Raw genomic sequence first — 18,585 nt, 5'->3', positions numbered from 1 at the left:
CAGCTTGCGGCTGATATGAAGACCTACTGGGCTAATTTCGTTCGCTTCCACGATCCCAACGGCCGGGGGGAAGGGGATGAGGACGACGACCACCGGGCGGACCATCAGCATCTCGCCTTCTGGCCTGGCTTCGGCCCAAAAGGATTGATCCAGAAGCTGGTGCCGGGGCCGGCGCAGCCGTCCCCAATCACCGACTTCTCGACCGAGCACAATTGCGACGCGCTCACCATCCTCGGGCTGATCAAGTAAGCCGAGCGTGGGTCGGATGAAAGCCGTCAGTGTGCTGGGCTGGGCAGCCATGGCTGCCCAGCTAAGGCTTGCCCGCTCACCGTGAGCAATTCTGCGCGAACGTGCGTGATGACGTCGGCATAGTCCCGCGTCTCGCTCTGCCGGAACAGCCGGACCGACGGACACCAGGGACTGTCCGCGCGGCCGATCAGCCAACGGAAATCCGGCGTAAACGGCAGCAGGATCCAGGTCGGACGGCCAAGTGCGGCGGCGAGATGCGCGACGCTGGTATCGACCGTGATCATGAGGTCCAGGCACGACACGAGCGCTGCGGTCTCGGCGAAATTCGTTAGCTGCGTCGTCAGGTCGACGATGGCAGTGCCGGCGAGCATGGTCCTGTCGTCTTCGCGCGGGTCCTTCTGCAGGCTTACGAACGTCGCATCGACGTCCAGCAGGCGCATCAAGGCACGCAGCGGCATCGACCGATTGCGGTCATTGCTGTGATTTGGATTGCCGGACCAGACCAGCCCGACTCGAAGCCTGTCGTGGGGTCCGAGCCGATCTTCCCAGGCACGGATACGATCCGGCGGACGGGCGGGCAGGTACGAGGTCGCAGCCGGGATGGTGTCCAGGCGGGTCCGGAATGCCAGCGGTAGACTGGAGATCGGACAATGGAGATCGAACGCCGGCAACGGGTCCGACTTTGATCGACATTCGGCCACGCGGCTCAGGCCCGAGAGCAGGGGGCAGACCGCCTGCTCGACGACCAGAACCACGCGGGCCCCGAGCGCCGCGACCATCGGTGCATAGCGCGCGAACTGGATCGAGTCGCCGATGCCTTCGTCGGCGTAGAGCAGGATTGTCTTGTCTTCGAGTGGCTCGTCGCCATGCCATTGCGGCCGATCGAAATTGGGATAGCGGACCTTCACCGAGGGCAGATTGAAACGCGCTTCGCGTCCGCTCCAACCAGCCTCGAAATCGCCCGTCAGCATCTGCAGCAGCGCAAAATCCCAGATCGCTTCGGGGTTTGTCCCATCAAGCTGCATCAGTCGTTCAAAGCCGACACGCGCCTCGTCGAAGCGGTTGAACTGGAACAGCGAAAGCGCCGTGTTGTGGACGGCCTTGACGAAGTCGGGCTGGACTTCGAGTGCCCGACTCAGCCATCGCAATGCCTTGGCATGACGACCGAGCTGCATCATATCATAGCCGATGCCGTTCAGGACGAACGGATTATCCGGCTCCAATTCGTTTGCCCGCAGATCATCGTGCAGGGCTTCTTCATGGCGGCCGAGACCATCAAGGGTGAGGGCGCGCAGCTGCAGGGTCGGCGAATGGTCCGGCTGAAGCCCCTTGGATGCATCGAAGAAGCCAAGCGCATTTGGATGGGGCGCTCTTCTCGGCTGCCCGGCGCTCGTGACGATTCATTTTCACCAATCCCATGCCTCTTGCGACTTAAAGTCGGTTTGGTGAATATTCGGTAAAGGCGACGGGCTTGGTGCTTAATCCCGGACCCCAGCAGATCACAGGTCAACGAACCGACTGACCGCGAGTTGAGCGACTGTCTGCGTGGGGATGCCCGGCTAACACTTGGCGGCGAGCACGAGCCGGCTTTGGCTTGACGACGCGCGGTCTGGCTTTCGTGCTTTCGGCCAGCAGCCAGTCCCGGAACGCTTGCATCGCGGGCGAAACTGGTTTCGACTTTAACGATGTCAACCAATACGATCCGAGATAGACTTGGGTGTCATAGGGGCACGCCAGTCGTTTGCGCAATACATCATACCAAAACAGGGCGACCGGCAGCAGCGCGACGCCGCCGCCTTGGGCGGCCGCATGCGCGAGCGAGACCGACGAATCGAAGATCGGACCGGTCATTCGCGGCTGCTTGCAGTTTGCAGCCTCGAACCACTGCGCCCATTCGCCTGGCCGATAGGAGCGCAACAGCACTTCCCGATGGAGATCGGCCGGAGTTCTGAGCCGCGTCGCGACGGCCGGGGCGCACATCGGCGTGAACAGCGCATCGACCAGACGCTCCGCGCTCGTTCCATGCCACGCGCCGTCGCCAAACCGGATGGCGTAGTCCAAGCCTTCGCCGGCGAGGTCCACGCGATTGTTGTTCGCAAAGACCCTGACGTCGATGTGAGGATGACTTCGGCCGAAATTCCCGAGGCGCTGGAGCAGCCAGGCGGATGCAAATGTTCCGACCGCGCCGATGGTCAACATCTCGCGCATGCGACCGTTCTCGAACCGGTCCAGCACCTGGTTGATACGACCGAACGCATCGGAGATCGCCGGCAGCAGCGCTTCGCCTTCCTCTGTCAGCGCGAGCCCGCGAGGAACCCGCCTGAACAGTTTCACGCCCAGGCTGTCTTCCAAAATCCTCACCTGCTGACTCACGGCAGCCTGCGTCACACGAAGTTCGAGGCCCGCCTTGGTGAGGCTCAGATGGCGCGCAGCCGCCTCGAATGAGCGGAGCGCGTTCATCGGCAGGCGAGAAACGGTGGGAGCTTGGCGGGACACGTCTGATCCAAGTTTTTCTTATGGATGTCCTCAGTAACCATCGTTTGTCAATCGCGGGAAGGCGAAGCAGAAATCGGCTCACAAACTTCTGGAGGACACCACATGACCATCGATCGACGCAGTTTGCTTGCCGCCGCCTCCGGGCTGATTGTCTGGCCGGCGCTGGCGAAGGCCCAGAACAAGACTCAAGACAAGGCCCAAGACAAGGCCCAAGACAAGGCCCAGGACACATCGGGCGCTCTCCAGAACTACGAGCGCGACACCGGCAGCCGTATCGGGCTCTATGCTGAAAACCTCGCGACCGGCGCGAAGATCGCCTGGCGCGCCGACGAACGCTTCGTGATGTGCAGCAGCTTCAAGGCCTCGCTCGCCGCCTTGGTGCTGTCACGGGTCGATCACGGCCAGGATCGTCTCGACGCCACGATCAGCTACGGGCCGAACGATCTGCTCGACTACGCACCGGCGGCGCGACAGAATCTCGGCGAGCGGAAGGAGGCGGCTTTGTCGGTCGCCGAGATGTGCAAGGCCGCCGTGGAGCTTAGTGACAACACCTGCGCCAATTTGTTGCTGGCACGCGTCGGCGGTCCGGCCAGCCTGACCGCATTCTGGCGCGCCACCGGAGATGACGTCACGCGTCTTGATCATAACGAGCCGGAGCTCAACCGCTCTCCGCCGGGCGATCCGCACGACACCACCACGCCCGCGGCAATGGCAGGCAATTTGCGACGTTTCGTGCTCGGCGACGTGCTGTCCGCTACGTCGCGCGACCAACTCACCACCTGGATGGTGGACTGCAAGACCGGCGACAACCGGCTGCGCGGCGGCCTGCCCAGCGGCTGGAAGATCGCCGACAAGACGGGCAACAACGGCAAGGACGCCTCCGGCGACATCGCCGTGGCGTGGCCCAAAGCGGGCGGCCCGGTGCTGATCTGTGCCTATACGCAGGGAGGTTCGCCGACCCCGCCGCAGCTGCAAGCCGTTTTTGCGGAGATCGGGCGCATGGTCGGACATCGGCTGGGTTAGCTTCTCACGCCCGGCACACGGCTGTCGAAATAGGGCGCGAGCGCGATGTGCCGCTTTGTCGACACTCGTTTGAACGTCGTCCGGACCTGCTTAGAGGTGACGTGCTGATTGCGTTGACGCCGTGAAGGAGCTTCTCGGCGTCTGCCGGTGACGCTTTTGCCTGTTTGAACCGGCCTTCCGTCACTCTCTGCTAGTCGTAGACGAAAGTAGCGGGCGACGCGGCGCGGACCGACCTGATCGGGAGCAGGCCGGCAAACCGCCCCGGTCCGTGGATAAGGCCTACCGGTTGGTCGCGGGCATTCACCCAATGTTTTCAGAAGCACACGTAAGAACTGTGTTGCTGCATCGCATCTGTCCGGTGCCTCAGGCTGCGTGTGAACAGCCAGGAATGGCATCGCAAAAGCGCCGATACGTATCGTGCTACGATGTATTTTTCCCCGGAAAATCAACATATTCGACCAAAGGTCAGATTGACAGAGCACGACACTCTCGGGGAAGTCTGGCTCAACCAGAACCGCACATTCTCACGTCCGGTCGAGCCGGCCGGTTCTGGATAAAACAATTTTTGGGAGGATGTCGTCGACATGAAGAAAACCCTGATCGATGGCGGATTGAACTTCGGCATCTCGCGCCGTCGCCTGCTGCAGGGCAGTGCCGGCCTTGTCGGCAGCTCATTCCTGCCAGCGTTGGCCCGGGCCGATGACAAGCCGGCGATCGGCACCTATCCGGCCGGCGTGTCCGGCTCGACGGCGTTCATAGGCATTTCGGTGCCGCGCACCGGCACTTATGCGGTGCAGGGCGAAGACGAGCTCAAGGGCTATGAGCTCGCGATCGAGCACATCAATTCCGGCCACGAGCTGATCAAGAAGATTTCGCCCAAGACCACCAAGGGCGTGCTCGGCAAGGAGCTGAAATACGGCGTGGCCGATTCCGCCGCGAAGCCGAACGAGGCCGTGCAGGCCCAGCAGCGCTTCATCAGCGAGAACAAGGCCATCATGATCACCGGCGGCACCTCGAGCGCGGTGGCCGTGGCGCTCAACAAGCTGGCCCAGCGCGAGCATGTGCTGTTCGTGTGCGGCATTTCCGGCTCCAACGACACCACCGGCAAGGACTGCGTCCGCTACGGCTTCCGCCAGAACTTCTTCGGCCAGACCGCCGCCGCCGCGATCGGGCCCGTGCTGGTCAAGACCTTCGGCAAGAACAAGAAGGCCGCGTATCTGACGCCCGACTACACCTACGGCCATACCGTCACCAAGTCGATGCAGGACTTCCTTGCGACGGCCGGCTGGACCACGGCGACCAACCAGGTCGCGCCGCTCGGTGCGCCGGACTATTCGTCCTATCTGCTCAACGTCGCCAATTCCGGCGCCGACTTCCTTATCAACGTCAATTGGGGGCACGACGCGGTGCTCTCGACGCAGCAGGCCAAGCAGTTCGGCGTGCTGGACAAGATGAAGCTCGTGGTGCCCTACCAGGTGCCGTTCATCGCGCGCGAGACCAACGGCCTGATGCAGGGTGTCTATGCGGCTACCGATTACTGGTGGACGCTGGAAGACAAGTATCCGCTGGCCAAGATGTTCAACGAGGCCTTTGAGAAGAAGTACAACTATAAGCCGGAATGGGGCGCCGAGAACGCCTATGTCAGCTTCGCCCATTGGGCGCGCATGTGCGAGGAAGCGGGCAGCTTCTACCCGCCGGACGTGATCAAGACCTACGAGAAGGGCGAGACCATTCCCTCGCTGGTCGGCGACGTCCACTACCGCCCCGAAGACCACCAGTGCGTGCGCCCGGTGATCATCGTCAAGGGCAAGATGGAAAAGGACATGAAGGGCAAGGAAGACTTCTGGGAGGTCGTCGAGGTCGTCCCAGGTGAAGGTCTGATGCAGAAGCCCGACGCGTTCGGCTGTCATCTCGGCGACTACACCTGAGTGCTGACGCGCATGAGCGGACGCCGCGGCTGATGATGCTGCGGCGTCAGCTTTTTGTGCGTGTAACTAACCACATCCCCTTACCAGGACAGGCTGCCTCTGGATGATCAGTTGGCCGAACTTCATCTCACAGCTTTTCAACGGGCTGGCGCTCGGGGCTCTGCTCGCCCTGATCAGCTCGGGGCTGACGATCATCTATGGCACGCTCGGGGTCCTCAACCTCGCGCATGGCGCGATGTTCATGATCGGCGGCTACGCAGGTCTGGTCGCCTACCAGTACACCCAATCATTCCTGCTGGCGGTGCTGGCCGGCTCGCTGTTCGTGATGGTGCTCGGCCTACTGATGGAGCGCGTCATCATCCGTCATTTCTACAACCGGCCGCATGAAGACCAGCTGCTGGTCACCTTCGGACTGAGCATCTGCTTCGTCGAGGTGATCCGCCTGATCTTCTCGAGCCAGTCGCAGATGGTGCCGCCGCCGTCGCTGTTTCAGGGCATCACCAATCTCGGCTTCATGTTCTATCCGACCTATCGCCTGGCCGTGGTCGGCATCGTTGCGATTGCGCTCGGCGCGCTGTTTCTCGTGCTCTACCGCACCCGGCTCGGCATGATCGTGCGCGCCGGCATCGAAGATTCGGTGATGGTGGATTCGCTCGGCATCAACGTCTACCGCGTCTTCATGGTCGTGTTCGGCATCGGCGCGATGGCGGCCGGCTTTGCCGGCATCATCAATGCGCCGGTGGTGTCGTTGACGCCGGGGATGGGCGACGACATCCTGGTCGAGACCTTCGTGGTGGTGGTGATCGGCGGCGTCGGGTCGTTCCCGGGAGCGATCCTGGGCGGCCTGATCGCGGGCGAGATCATCAGCGTCACCTCGATGTTCAATCCCGGCTACGCCTATGTGATGCTGTTTGCGGCCATGACGCTGGTGCTGGTGGTGCGTCCGCATGGCCTGCTCGGCATGGCCGGGCGCGAATGAAGGTCTTGATCCCATGCTGAGCCGACGCCCTTATCTGATCGAGATCCTGACCGCCGTCGGGTTGATCGTGGCGCCCTTCGTCCTGCCGTATCTCGGCTTCGCGCCGAACACGGTGAACCGCATCCTGGTCTGGGGCCTGTTCGGCCTCGGCTTCGACATCCTGTTCGGCTTCACCGGCCTGTTGTCGTTCGGACAGTCGGCGTTCTACGGCACCGGCGGCTTCGTCGCGGCCTATCTGTTGACCCGCACCGGGTTCAGCAGCGTGGTCGGGGCTTTGATCATCGGCATGATCGCGGCTGCGGCGACGGGCTATCTGGTCGGCCTGGTGGCGCTGCGCCGCACCGGCATCTACTTCGCGATGATCACGGTCGCGATCGCCGAAGTGTTCTTTTTTGTCGAGTTCAATCCGCTGTCCGATTTCACGGGCGGCGAGAACGGCCTGCCGGGTGTGCCGACCCCGAGCTTCAATCTCGGCTTCACGACGCTCAACTTTGCCGGCGGCTGGCATCTCTACGAGTTTATCGCCTTCTGCTACTTCATTGGCGTCGTGATCGCGCTGCGCATCGTGCGCTCGCCGGTCGGCGTCATCTTCAACGCCATCCGGGACAACCCGCTGCGGGCGGTCGCGGTCGGCCACAACATTCATGGCTACAAGCTGACCGCCTTCGTGATCGCGGCTGCCTATGCCGGGCTCGCCGGCGGTCTGCTTGGCGTGCTGCAGGCCTTCATGCCCCCGGATGCCTTCACCTTCGACACCTCGGGCCAGCTCGTGATGCAGACCGCGATCGGCGGGCGCGCCACCCTGTTCGGCCCGCTGGTCGGCGCCGCGGTCTGGCTGTTCCTGCAGGATTTTCTGCAGCAGGCCCTGGGGCTCGGCGCGGCCTGGAAGCTGGTGCTCGGTCTGGTCTTCGTGCTGCTGGTCTGCTTCCTGCGTGGCGGCATCGTCGGCGGTCTGGTCGACCTGTATCACCTTATCACCGGCAAGAGCCGTAAGGCTGAGGACGAGGCAGCTGCCGAGGCGGAGCCGATTGCGGTTAGTGGGACCAGCGAGCGGGTGGTCGCGCCGGCGATTGTCGAACCTGCCGATGGCTCGCTTGCCGTGCAGCCGATCCTGCAGGCCAGCGGTCTGACCAAACGCTATGGCGGCTTGGTCGCGAACAGCGATATCGAGTTCAGCGTCCACCACGGCGAGTTGCGCGGCATCATCGGGCCTAACGGCGCCGGCAAGTCGACCTTCTTCAAGATGCTGACCTGCGAGATCCCGCCGAGCTCCGGCCAGATCATGTTCGACGGGCGCGACATCACCGGCATGAACGTCACGCAGGTCTGCCAGCTCGGCCTCACCAAGAGCTATCAGGTCAATCAGCTGTTCGTGGGCCTCACGGTGCGGGAGAACATCGTGATTGCCGCGCTGGCGCGGCTACGTGGCAATTTCCGCCTCGATCTGTTCAAGAGCCTGAACAACGTGAAGGGGCTGACCGCGCAGGTGAATGAGACGCTCGATATGGTCAACCTGACCGCGCGCGCGGACACGCCGGTCTCCAAGCTTGCCTATGGCGAGAAGCGTCGGCTGGAGATCGGACTCGCGCTCGCCACGTCGCCGCGGCTACTGCTGCTCGACGAGCCTCTCGCCGGCATGAGCCCGCGCGAGCGGGTGGAGACGGTGAAGCTGCTCAGGTCGATCGCGCGCAACCGGACCATGATCATCATCGACCACGACATGGATTCGCTGTTCGAGCTGGTGGAGCGGATCACGGTGTTGCAGGAAGGCCGCGTGCTGCTGCACGGCACGCCCGAGGAGATCAAGGCGAGCCCGGTGGTTCAGGAAGCCTATCTCGGCGGCATCCATGGAGAGATCGCGGCATGAGCCTGATCGAGGTGGATGGCCTGAACAGCTATTACGGCGATTCCCACATCCTGTTCGATGTCGGGATGCGGGTGGAGCGCCACGAGGTGGTGGCGCTGCTCGGCCGTAACGGCGCCGGCAAGAGCACCACGCTGAAGAGCCTGATGGGCGTGGTGACGCCGCGCAGCGGCCGCGTCGTCCTCGACGGCAAGGACGTCGCGGGACAGCGAAGTCACAAGATCGCGCTACACGGCATGCAGCTGGTGCACGAGGAGCGCCGCATCTTCGGCAGCCTCAGCGTGGAAGAGAACATCGTGATCGCGGGCATCACGGCCAACAAGCGCTGGCCGCTCGACCGCATCTATGAGATGTTTCCCCGCCTGAAGGAACGGCGTGCCAACCGCGGCACCGAGCTGTCGGGCGGCGAGCAGCAGATGCTGGCGATCGCGCGCGCGCTGGTGCGCGATCCCAAGGTCGTGCTGCTAGACGAGCCGTTCGAGGGACTGGCGCCGGTGATCGTTCGTGACCTGGTAAAGGCGTGCCGGGATCTAGCCGCCAGCGGCCAGACCATCGTCCTGGTCGAGCAGAACCTTGCGGCGACACTGGCATTGGCGCAGCGCATCTACATCATCAACAACGGCCACATCGTCCACGAGGGCGCGTCCGAGGAGTTGAAGGCGCGGCCCGAGCTCCTGCAGCGCTATCTCGGCGTATGAGCTGAAGCGTTTTCAAGCGAGTGGGTACCGGTTCGCGTTAAGAAAACGCGTCGAAACAAAAAGCCAGAGCCCCGTTCCGATTCAATCGGAACGGAAAGGCTCTAAGCGCGATCACCGCCGATGGCGGCGATCAGGCGGGCTGCATGTTCGGCGAGCACAGCCGGATCTTCCTTCCGTGTTTGCGGCGGCAGCAGCTCGATGCCCGCTTTGACCGGCATCACATGCATGTGCAGGTGGAAGACCACCTGGCCGCTCGCCGGCTCGCTGAACTGCTGGATGATAATTCCTTCCGCATCGAAGGCCCGCATGGCGGCCACTGCGACCCGCTTGGCCGTGACCGCGACTGCCGCGAGGTCGGCCTCTGCGATGTCGAGGATGTTGCGGGCAGGGGCCTTCGGAATCACCAGCGTATGTCCCGGGCTGCGCGGCATGATGTCGAGAAAGACCAAGGTCCGCTCGTCCTCGATGATTTTGAAGCTGGGGATGTCGCCGCGCAGGATCTTCGCGAAGATGTTCTGGTCGTCGTAGCCGGTCATCATGCACCTCTCGCCGCAAGCCGTCGGCGATCCTTCTGCAGGCGCTGCCAAATGTCCAGGCGGTGTCCGGCCGCATCCTGACGGGCTGGATAGCGTCACTGCGCAAAAGTCACGCCGGAGCCGAACGGCTCGGGAATATTTCCAGAGCCATGCGATCAATCACCGGAATGGCCCGAGGAGAGAACGAATTCGGACCGTAATGAAAGACCGCCGTCGCCGTGATCTGACTCGATATGTGTCCCTCCTGTCACAGTTACCATTATACCCAGCTGAACATACAGTATGACTATATATGCTCGCTCAAATCGCCGCTAAGAAGATCGTCTGATCTCTGGTTGATCACCAGCCGTTTCTTTCGAAGCCGCGGCTGACAATCATGCGCTGGGGAGAGGGCACGTTCACGCCAAGGGCTTTTGGCAGCGACGTGACGCAAAAACAGAAAAAGCTTGGGACGCTAGGAGGACCAGGAAATGTTGCATAGGTCTGTAAAAACCGCAGGAGCATGCGGTTTGTGGATTGCTTCGGGAATGGCTTTGTCGGCTCTGGTGAGTGGAGCGCATGCGGCCGATCTTTTGACCAAGGCGCCGCCTGTACCTTACGCCGAGACCGATGATTTTTGGACCAGACCGTATTTGTTCGGCGATCTCGGCAGGACGCGACTGAAGGAGATGGGTATCGATCTGGGCCTGTCGCTCGGCAACGAATCTGTCGCCAACCTGTCGGGCGGCGACAGGAAAACAGGGGCCAATGCAGGACAGCTGTGGTTCGGGGCCAAGCTCGACATGGGGAAGCTTGCCGGTATCCCCGGCGGCACGGTAGGCCTCACGATCGTCGATCGCTTCGGCGACAATCTAAATAGCGAGGCAGGCATTCCCGCTTTGCAGCTCACCAACGAAGTGTTTGGCCGCGGCAACATCCTGCGCCTGACCGAGCTCTACTACTCGCAAAAGCTTTTCGATAATCGCCTCGAACTGAAAGGCGGACGTCTTCCGGTCGGTTCCGACTTCTTCTTCGGTCTGTGCGAATTCATCAACCTGACGTTCTGCGGTGGTCAGCCCGGCAACATCCAGGGCGGCTATATCTACAACTGGCCGGTGAGCCAATGGGGCGGCGTGGCCCACTACAACATCACCAAGGAAGTGGAGCTGTCGGTCGGCGTCTACGACGCCAATCCGGGTTATCTGACGACGTCGGAGCCCAGCACCTACTTCCTGCCGGGCGCGCCAGGCTCGCATCCCGGCGCGGGCGTGCTGGTGCCCGTGGAGTTGGTCTATGCACCCAGCGGTCCCTTGAATGGGACTTGGCGGCTTGGCGGCTGGTATGACAACGCGTCGACGATCGATGGCGGCCTTCCGGGTATCATCACAACCATCCCGGGCGTCGGTGGTATCCCGGACCAGAACCTGGGCGATCAACGAGGCCGCTACGGCATCTATGAATCGATCGTGCAGCGTCTGACCGTCGATGGCCCCAAGGGGCAGGGTTGGTATACCTTCCTCAACACGACCGTCGCCGATCACCGGACGTCCTATCAGGACTACGAGATCGCCGGGGGCGTCAAGCACACCGGAACGTTCGCTTCGCGTCCTGAAGACGAAGTCGGCTTCGCTGTCGGTACGACCCACGTGAATTCGGCTGCCCTCAGCCCGAATGCAGGTGGTAACGAAATCCCGATCGAAGCCTGGTACGGCTGGCAGGCGACGGGCTGGATGAACCTCAAGTTCGATGCCCAGTACGTGATGAATCCCGGCGGGCGCGGCTTCAATGGCGCCGGTATCAAGACCGACAATGCGTGGGTTCTCGGCATGCGCACCACGGTCCACTTCTGATGCGCAGCCTGTCCGAGACAAACGGTTGAACTGATCGGACGCAAAAAGAGAGGCGTGCCCCATTACGGGCATGCCGAAAGCGACAGAGATCGTGATCCGATGTCGTCTGCTCGGATCATGATCTCCGCGATCTAACCTTCCGCGCGCGATGGTGACATCGTTCAGCTTGCCTAATGCCAGCGCGTCGCGCGCAAGTGCCTCAGGACACCCCGCGTGGAAGCTTCCAGTCCGGCTTGGCGTTGTAGGTCTCTTCAACCCGCGCGACATGGTAGCCTCGGGGCAGGATCTGGCCGCCGGCCTCATCGGCGACGGGGACGTCGGTCACGAGGCCATCGATCAGAGCCGCCTCCCAGACTTGCTTCTCGGTCGGAAATGCGCTGCCGATCTGCGTCCGTCCGTCAAAAGAGCGCGTACATGGGGCATCTCCCAGTTCGCAAAATCAAAACCCCGCCAGTTACCGGGTAACTGACGGGGCTTTTGACCAATATTTCTGTCAGATTTCTCCTTCATCACATCAGTCGTCGAACCAACGACCAAGCGGCCCGTCCGTTCCTATTTTTCCAGACCGGCCTTCTGCCTCATCGTGTCGATCAACTTCGAAGCTTCCGCCTTGGTCAGATCGTGCTCGGTCGGATCCGGCTTGTGGGCCTGCTCGGCCAGCGTCTTCAGATAGGATTCCTGGGCGCCCGTCATCGGGTCGTCGCCCGAGACCCAATCCTTCGGATTCTTCTGCGTGTTATCAGCCATATTCACCTCCGTAGTTTTACCGGCAACGTCCGGCTTGCGCGATCGTTCCTATTTTGTTCTGTTGCGCTTTTCCAGAGAAGGAGCGTGACATGCCGGACATCGACTTCATCCGGGCCGAGATCGAGCGCAGGCGTGCGCAGGTCGGCCGGCAGCGGCGGGAGATCCTGGCGCTTCAGAAGGCCGGCATTGCGACGGCTTCCGCCGAGGCGCTGCTCGAGCGGATGCTCAATGGGATCGATGAGCTGTGCTCCGAGCGAGACCGGCTGAAGGCGACCTCATCCCGTCCGTCGCAGGCCAGAGCGAGCGGAGGCCGGCCATGATGATGAAGTATTTCAGCGACAGTGACGACCACTCGCCCTTCATCAAGGCGCTCGCCGAAGTCCGCCGCATCGGCGTCCATGAGGGGTGGTGCTATCACCACGTCCAGGCGATCATCGTCGCGATCGATCAGTACGCCGAAGCCGCGACCGGAAATCGCGAGTATTTCTGGAACAAGCCGCATTCGGCCGGCGAGAGCCGCAGGAGCGGCGACGTTCCCTAGATCGGGAGATTTTATTAGGACAGCGCGAAATACAGCGTCGTGGTGCCGATGACGATGGCCAGCACCATGGCGAGGACCAGCTCGGTCCTGACGCTGGCTCCGGAAGGCGTCGCCTGGACAGTCTTTTCATGCAAGACTCCCAAGAGATCGCCACGACAATGTGGTGTTCGGCCAAGTGTTTCGGAACGACAACGCGTCGTGATCGCGGAGATCATCGCGGTAAAGCGGCCGAAGGCAGGAGCCAACGTTGCTGCGATCAGGTGCTGCAGCGTCGATCAAGATCGCGTCGGCGTTTCAAAATGCTGCCGAAGACCGCGGCCTGTGAGCACCGCGATGGCGGCAAAGAAAACCCCGCGACTGGCGCGGGGTCTAACGCCGGGAGCCTGGGGGCTGGCGATCCGGCATCGATGACTCAACGGCCAACTGCGCGAAACGTTCCCAGCTAGAGCATGATCCGGAAAAGTGGAAACCGGTTTTCCGAAAAGATCATGCTCAAACAAAGAGATGAGATCACGATGCGATTCTGTGTAATCGCATCGTGATCTAGTCCTGGCCCTCACCGGCGACCTTGAATATGCCATGTCCCAGCCGGTTCGATATGTCGCTGGCGAGCTTGTGAAGGCTTTGACGTCACCAGGCTTGTCGGGCGCGGCCGCCGGATCGAGATTCGTCAATTGGTATCAGCAACCGGCGACGGGTAGTTGATGACGGTATCGCGTGTTCGCGAGGTCTGCTTCGTCCCGGATCGCAATGGACGATCAACGAAGTGATAAGCGAGGACAGCGCTGATCAATGCAATGATGACCTGCACGATGCCGTAATTCCATTCGGGATGGCGCTTGAATATCGAGCTCGTGACCGCAAACAGGACTGGATAGTGCAATAGATAAAGCGGAAAGCTGATATCGCCGAGGTAATTCGCGATCGCCCTGAGCTCGCGGCTTAGCGGAACCCTGACGTCCAGGAACACGACGACCAACGTCAGAAACCAGGCCAAGACATTGGCCGCGCCGGACTCGAAATCGACGATCCCGAAAAATTTCGCTTGGGTCCATATCCCGAGAATGCCCGCCGCCGTGAAGGCGACAAGCATCGGTCTATGTCCCCGGTGGGAATAGGCAAGCCATCCGGCCAGCCACGCCCACAGCAGGGCGGCGGCCGAAACGAAATAGGTTGGCTGCGCGATATATTCGTCGCGAATGTAGGGCCAGCGTACAAACAGGATGGCGGACAACAGGGCAGCAGCCGGGATCGCAAAGCTGTTCTTGGATTTCACCAGGGTCGGCGCGGCGAAGTAATACAGGACCTCGATCGACAGCGACCAGGCAGGGAACAGGAATGGAATGGTGACCGGTAGCACACATTCCAGAAGCAGCAGCGATCCGATCCACGTCAGCGCTGAGGGCGCGACGGGCGGCGTGCCGTATCCCCCCGACAGTCCCAGAACGACATAAGCGACATAGCCGATAGCGACGGCGAGCACGTTGATCGGTGCTATCCGCCAAAATCTCCGCGCGCCGTAGCCGTCGGGCCGGTGGGCGATCGAATGATGAATGCTGTAGCCCGAGATCACGAAGAAGCACATCACGGCAACCAGGCCGCTCTTCGTGAAGATTGGCATGGCCCGATCTGCAGGGCCGAAATTGTAGGTGTGATCGAACAGCACCCACGCTGCAAAGAAGAAACGGAGTATCGCCAGCAGCGGCCAGATGTCGGATTTTCCTGCGACGGCCGGTCCGTCGATCAACGATTTTGAGGTCATCGGCCACCGCTATCATAGAGCGCCGGAGGCCCTCAACTCCCGGTGCCGCCAAGCGGGATCGGTTCGGCAGCTGGCTGCGCGACTGTGGCCCGAAACGCACAGCTGACGGCGGTCTTACCGTCGGAAACTCTGGCCGTGTCCGGATCGTCTTTCGATGACCGCGTCCGAAACGCTGTTGGCATTCGGGCGGTTCGACTGGCTTGAAGACGGGAAGACCCCATCCACAAACGGCAGTTCTCGCCCGTTGTGTAGGGGGCGGCTGGGTGGGACGGTGCGACGAACAGGCGTTTGGTGATAACGCCGAAGGCGCGCGTTAAGCCGCTTCTTCCTTAAGCGGGGTATGGACCCGGCCATGGGGGTCGATGATTTGCACGTCCCAGCACCCGTCTGCGAGAAGCTCTCGGGCCTTTTTAAGGGCGGCAGCGAATGACACCCGCTTGAGCCGGACGCTACCCGCCGTGTCGAAACCGTTGATTTCAAACATGCGCTCTCTCCTTGATTCCTCGAATCCTACACTTCTCCCGGAGCTTGTCTGCTCTTTTTGATGGTACGCACGATGTCGCTTCGGCGAGGATGGGAAGATGTTGCGATCGAAGGACAATGTGGTGAGCGCGCTGGGGCTCGAACCCAGGACCCCGTGATTAAAAGTCACGTGCTCTACCGGCTGAGCTACGCGCTCGCTCCCAGGAGAAGCGTTGCGACGGCGATGGCGCCGTGCCCGGATCGTCTTTCGATGACCGCGTCCGAAACGCCGTTGGCACTCGGGCGGTTCGACTGGCTTGAAGACGGGAAGATCCCATCCGAAAGCGGCAGTTGCTTGGTCGCCCGCTGTGTAGGGGGCGCGGCCGGTCCGGTCAATAGCCGCGAGTGGCCAAACCACAAGCGGCCGGCGGCCGAGATAAGCCAGCGTTCAAAACGGGTTAGGGGATATCCCGGCCGATCTTGGTGGTCTGCAGGTCCAAACAACGTCGACGGTCGGGATGGGCTTGGCGATGATGATGTGGCAAGCGCCTACACCTTCTCCCGCTGCGCGGTCACGGTTGCCGGCTGCGGCAGCGAGCCTGCGAGCTCCGGCACCCAGACCGGACGCAGGCCGATCAGCTCGGCGGTGCGCACTGCGCTGTTGCGCCAGAAGGCGAACGAGTTGACCCGGGACATTTCCAGCAGCGCGATCGCCACGGCCGACAGGAACGGCAGGCTTTCGATAATCAGGACGGCGGCGAAGATGTAGAGCTCGACGATCTGTAGCGTGTTGGTGACGATCAGCGTGCCTGCACCGACCAGCAGCAGCACACCAATCACGGCCTCCCAGAACGCCTGGAACTCGATCGACATCCGCGACAGCCCGCCTTTCGACGTGCGGGCAAAGGCAAGGTGCTCGGTGATCAGGCCCTGCGCCACCGCGCGGCTGACCGTCCACTGCACGCTCATCGCCGCCACCATCGCCCCCAGCATCTGCCAGGTCCTGACCGGCACCCGCAGCCGGTACAGGATGAGAAAGTGGGCCAATGAGACCACGAAGGCTGCGATGATCGGGATGGTGAGAATCCGGTCGGGGATGGCGATGCCGGCGAAGGCGACGATCGGCACCCAGATCAGGTTCAGGATCGCCACCACGACGCCGAGGCTCTCTGCTCCGAGCCAATTCAGCCAGCCTAGGCCGAATTCGCGCTTCTGATCCGGTGTCAACTTGCTTCGGCCGGGCAGGAAGCGCCGCCAGTGCTTCTTGACGATCTGGAAGCCGCCATAGGCCCAACGGTGGCGCTGCTTCTTGAACGCCTCGTAGGTGTCGGGCAGCAGGCCCTGGCCGTAGCGGGTGTTTGTGTAATGGGTCTGCCAGCCGAGCTCTTGGATGGCGAGGCCGAGATCGGTATCTTCGCAGATCGTGTCGCTCGACCAGCCGCCGGCCATGTCCATCGCCGCGCGCCGGATCAGGCACATCGTGCCATGCACGATGATCGCGTTCTCCTCGTTGCGCTGGACCATGCCGATATCGAAGAAGCCGGCATACTCGCCGTTCATGATGTAGTGCATCAGCGACAGGTCCTCGTCGCGATGCTCCTGCGGCGCCTGCACGAGACCTACGGCCGGGTCCGCGAAGGCAGGCACCAGGTCCTTCAGCCAATCGGGCTCGACGACATAGTCGGCATCGATGATACCGATGATCTCGGCATCGGCGGCGGTGCGGTCCATCGCGATGCGCAGCGCGCCGGCCTTGAAGCCTTGAACCTTCTCGGCATTGATGAACTTGAAGCGCTCGCCGAGCATGCGGCAGTGGTCCTGGATCGGCTGCCAGAACGCCGGATCAGGCGTGTTGTTGATGATGATGACGCATTCGTAGTTCGGATAGTCGAGCCGGGCCAGCGCATCGAGCGTCTGCTTGAGCATCTCCGGCGGCTCGAAATAGGCCGGCACGTGGATCGAGACCTTGGGGTAGGGGCCGGCGAACGGCGCGGCGGCAATGGCGGCATCCCTGGTCAGCAGGCGACGCGGCGGCTGGCCGAGCGCGATCGCGGCGATCTCCTCGATCCGCGCCATCGCGATGAAGATCAAGGGAACAAGGAGCGTCACACCGAGCGTGAGCGCGAAGGCCGAGCCAAAGACGAAATAATGCGTCTCCCAATAGGCGAAGATGGTGGAGACCCAGGCGCCGACGCCATGGGCTGCGACCGCCAGCACGAAGGCCTGCGGCAGGGTCGGCCGCACAATGCGCAGGATCGGCAGCGACAGCAGCACGCCGACCAGCAGCGCGATGGTCGCGAGCTTCCAATAGTCCGGATTCACGATCGGGCCGGTCCAGGAGAATTTTGGCTCGCGCGCGGCGTTGAGCAGGCCCCAATAGGGACCGACGCCGCCCTCGAAGTATTTCCAGGGCTGATCGATCGCCTCGACGATGTTGTATTCCATGCCGATCGAGGCGGCACGGCTGACGAAGTTGCGCAGCACCTCGGCCTGCTCGAACGGGCCAGGGTAAGCGTTGAGGCGGTTGTAGCCGCCGCTCGGCCAGCCGAATTCCGCAATCATGATGCGCTTGCCGGGAAACTGCTGGCGCAGCAATTGATAGCGATCGACCGCCTGGTCGACCGCCTGGGCGGAGGTGAAGAACTCCCAATAGGGCAGCACGTGGGCCGCGATGAAGTCGACGTTGGCGGCGAGCTCCGGATTATCGCGCCAGGTGTTCCAGACGTCGCCTGTCGTCACGGGCACGTTGACCGACTTCTTGACGCGCTTGATCTTCTCGATCAGCTCATCGACCTTCTGCGTGGCGGTCAGGATGGTCTCGTTGCCGACGACGATGCCGATGACGTTGCTGTTGTGGCGCGTCAGGTTGATCGCGGACTGGATTTCGCGCTCGTTGCGCTCGGGATCCTTGGTGATCCAGACACCGAGCATCACCTTCAATCCGGCCTCGGCGGCGAGTGGCGGCACCGCTTCGACACCGCCGGTCGACGAGTAGAGACGGATGGCGCGCGTCATGGTCGCGAGCTGCTTCATGTCAGCCCGGATACGGTCCAGCGATGCCACGGTGCCGATGTCGGGTGCCCCGGTGCCTTCGTGCGGATCGTAGGACACGCTCGGCAGCATGCCGGTGAAATCCGGGGCCTGTTGCTTCTCCTGCAGCAGCGCCCAGAGACCGGCGTGCAGGGCGGTGACGAGAAGCAGAACGGCGACGATGGCACGCATCGATGAGACAACCAGTTGGGATGATCAGCTACAAAGCGTGACCGAGGTTGAACAAAGTCTGAACCAGCTCAACGTTCGACCGCATTGCAGCAACGTCTACATTATCCTGCCATGCCGCTTCGCGACTGTCATGGCGGATGGCGCATGACACCGCGGCGCGCCCGTGAGAGCTTCGTCCGCGGTGATCGGGTGCGTTGCGTGTTCTGGCGGAACCGTTACTTCGCAGGCGGCTGCGGCGAGGGCGAGGCC

18 protein-coding genes and 1 tRNA gene are annotated in these 18,585 nt (G+C 62.2%); 10 read left to right on the top strand and 9 right to left on the bottom strand.

Going from position 1 to position 18,585, the window contains the following annotated elements:
* Positions 1-249 (top strand): hypothetical protein (locus WA702_RS30000; protein ID WP_425114152.1); only part of this gene is annotated, 249 nt, incomplete at its 5' end.
* Between the two features lie 26 nt (positions 250-275).
* Here WA702_RS30000 and WA702_RS29995 read toward each other — a convergent pair.
* The gene (locus tag WA702_RS29995; RefSeq protein ID WP_425114151.1) at positions 276-1,397 is read right to left on the bottom strand and encodes a glycosyltransferase family 9 protein; all 1,122 of its coding nucleotides are present in this window, start codon (positions 1,395-1,397) and stop codon (positions 276-278) included.
* Positions 1,398-1,406: 9 nt separating this feature from the next.
* Between WA702_RS29995 and WA702_RS29990 the strand changes: the two genes are divergently transcribed.
* On the top strand, positions 1,407-1,709 hold the full coding sequence (locus WA702_RS29990) for a hypothetical protein (protein ID WP_425114150.1): 303 nt from the start codon (positions 1,407-1,409) through the stop codon (positions 1,707-1,709).
* Between the two features lie 46 nt (positions 1,710-1,755).
* On the opposite strand, the gene WA702_RS29985 is transcribed toward WA702_RS29990, so the two are convergent.
* Positions 1,756-2,709 (bottom strand): LysR substrate-binding domain-containing protein, encoded by a 954-nt coding sequence (locus WA702_RS29985; protein WP_425114153.1) that lies wholly within the window; start codon positions 2,707-2,709, stop codon positions 1,756-1,758.
* A gap of 138 nt (positions 2,710-2,847) precedes the next feature.
* On the opposite strand from WA702_RS29985, the gene bla reads away from it, so the two are divergent.
* From bla to WA702_RS29960, 5 genes are all read left to right on the top strand, one after another.
* Positions 2,848-3,768 (top strand): class A beta-lactamase, encoded by a 921-nt coding sequence (gene bla, locus WA702_RS29980; protein WP_425114149.1) that lies wholly within the window; start codon positions 2,848-2,850, stop codon positions 3,766-3,768.
* A 584-nt stretch (positions 3,769-4,352) separates the two neighbouring features.
* Positions 4,353-5,696, top strand: coding sequence for a substrate-binding protein (locus WA702_RS29975; protein ID WP_425114148.1), 1,344 nt, complete (start codon positions 4,353-4,355; stop codon positions 5,694-5,696).
* A gap of 103 nt (positions 5,697-5,799) precedes the next feature.
* Positions 5,800-6,675, top strand: a complete 876-nt coding sequence (locus WA702_RS29970; protein WP_425114147.1) for a branched-chain amino acid ABC transporter permease — start codon at positions 5,800-5,802, stop codon at positions 6,673-6,675.
* A 13-nt stretch (positions 6,676-6,688) separates the two neighbouring features.
* The gene (locus WA702_RS29965; RefSeq protein ID WP_425114146.1) at positions 6,689-8,542 is read left to right on the top strand and encodes an ABC transporter permease subunit; all 1,854 of its coding nucleotides are present in this window, start codon (positions 6,689-6,691) and stop codon (positions 8,540-8,542) included.
* On the top strand, positions 8,539-9,237 hold the full coding sequence (locus WA702_RS29960) for an ABC transporter ATP-binding protein (RefSeq protein WP_425114145.1): 699 nt from the start codon (positions 8,539-8,541) through the stop codon (positions 9,235-9,237). The genes WA702_RS29965 and WA702_RS29960 overlap by 4 nt, the downstream gene beginning before the upstream one ends.
* 101 nt (positions 9,238-9,338) lie before the next feature.
* Here WA702_RS29960 and WA702_RS29955 read toward each other — a convergent pair whose 3' ends face one another.
* A complete protein-coding gene (locus tag WA702_RS29955; protein WP_425114144.1) occupies positions 9,339-9,773 on the bottom strand; it encodes an HIT family protein in 435 nt (144 codons plus the stop codon).
* A gap of 527 nt (positions 9,774-10,300) precedes the next feature.
* Here WA702_RS29955 and WA702_RS29950 point away from each other — a divergent pair.
* On the top strand, positions 10,301-11,602 hold the full coding sequence (locus tag WA702_RS29950) for a carbohydrate porin (RefSeq protein WP_425114143.1): 1,302 nt from the start codon (positions 10,301-10,303) through the stop codon (positions 11,600-11,602).
* Positions 11,603-11,801: 199 nt separating this feature from the next.
* Here the strand turns inward: WA702_RS29950 and WA702_RS29945 are convergent, their stop codons facing one another.
* Positions 11,802-11,927, bottom strand: a complete 126-nt coding sequence (locus WA702_RS29945) for a hypothetical protein (RefSeq protein WP_425114142.1) — start codon at positions 11,925-11,927, stop codon at positions 11,802-11,804.
* Positions 11,928-12,154: 227 nt separating this feature from the next.
* Positions 12,155-12,349 carry a DUF3072 domain-containing protein gene (locus tag WA702_RS29940; RefSeq protein WP_425114141.1) on the bottom strand — a complete coding sequence of 65 codons (195 nt, stop codon included), beginning with the start codon at positions 12,347-12,349 and terminating at the stop codon, positions 12,155-12,157.
* A gap of 89 nt (positions 12,350-12,438) precedes the next feature.
* Between WA702_RS29940 and WA702_RS29935 the strand changes: the two genes are divergently transcribed.
* The gene (locus WA702_RS29935; RefSeq protein WP_425114140.1) at positions 12,439-12,669 is read left to right on the top strand and encodes a hypothetical protein; all 231 of its coding nucleotides are present in this window, start codon (positions 12,439-12,441) and stop codon (positions 12,667-12,669) included.
* The gene (locus WA702_RS29930) at positions 12,666-12,890 is read left to right on the top strand and encodes a hypothetical protein (protein ID WP_425114139.1); all 225 of its coding nucleotides are present in this window, start codon (positions 12,666-12,668) and stop codon (positions 12,888-12,890) included. The genes WA702_RS29935 and WA702_RS29930 overlap by 4 nt, the downstream gene beginning before the upstream one ends.
* Before the next feature lie 670 nt (positions 12,891-13,560).
* Here the strand turns inward: WA702_RS29930 and WA702_RS29925 are convergent.
* The 4 genes from WA702_RS29925 to WA702_RS29910 all read right to left on the bottom strand — a co-directional run bounded on the left by WA702_RS29925 (position 13,561) and on the right by WA702_RS29910 (position 18,336).
* Positions 13,561-14,652: an acyltransferase family protein gene (locus WA702_RS29925; RefSeq protein WP_425114138.1), complete on the bottom strand. Its 1,092-nt coding sequence runs from the start codon at positions 14,650-14,652 to the stop codon at positions 13,561-13,563.
* Positions 14,653-14,965: 313 nt separating this feature from the next.
* A complete protein-coding gene (locus WA702_RS29920; RefSeq protein ID WP_425114137.1) occupies positions 14,966-15,136 on the bottom strand; it encodes a hypothetical protein in 171 nt (56 codons plus the stop codon).
* A gap of 119 nt (positions 15,137-15,255) precedes the next feature.
* Positions 15,256-15,331: transfer RNA gene (locus WA702_RS29915), tRNA-Lys, on the bottom strand.
* Positions 15,332-15,663: 332 nt separating this feature from the next.
* Positions 15,664-18,336, bottom strand: a complete 2,673-nt coding sequence (locus tag WA702_RS29910; protein WP_425114136.1) for a glycosyltransferase — start codon at positions 18,334-18,336, stop codon at positions 15,664-15,666.
* Positions 18,337-18,585 lie beyond the last annotated feature (249 nt).

Origin of the sequence: Bradyrhizobium sp., from assembly GCF_049798375.1 — a bacterium.
In the GTDB taxonomy this organism is placed as follows: Bacteria; Pseudomonadota; Alphaproteobacteria; order Rhizobiales; family Xanthobacteraceae; genus Bradyrhizobium.
The sequence above is the reverse complement of the archived record's forward strand: the minus strand, read 5'-3'. Positions and strand labels throughout refer to the sequence as shown.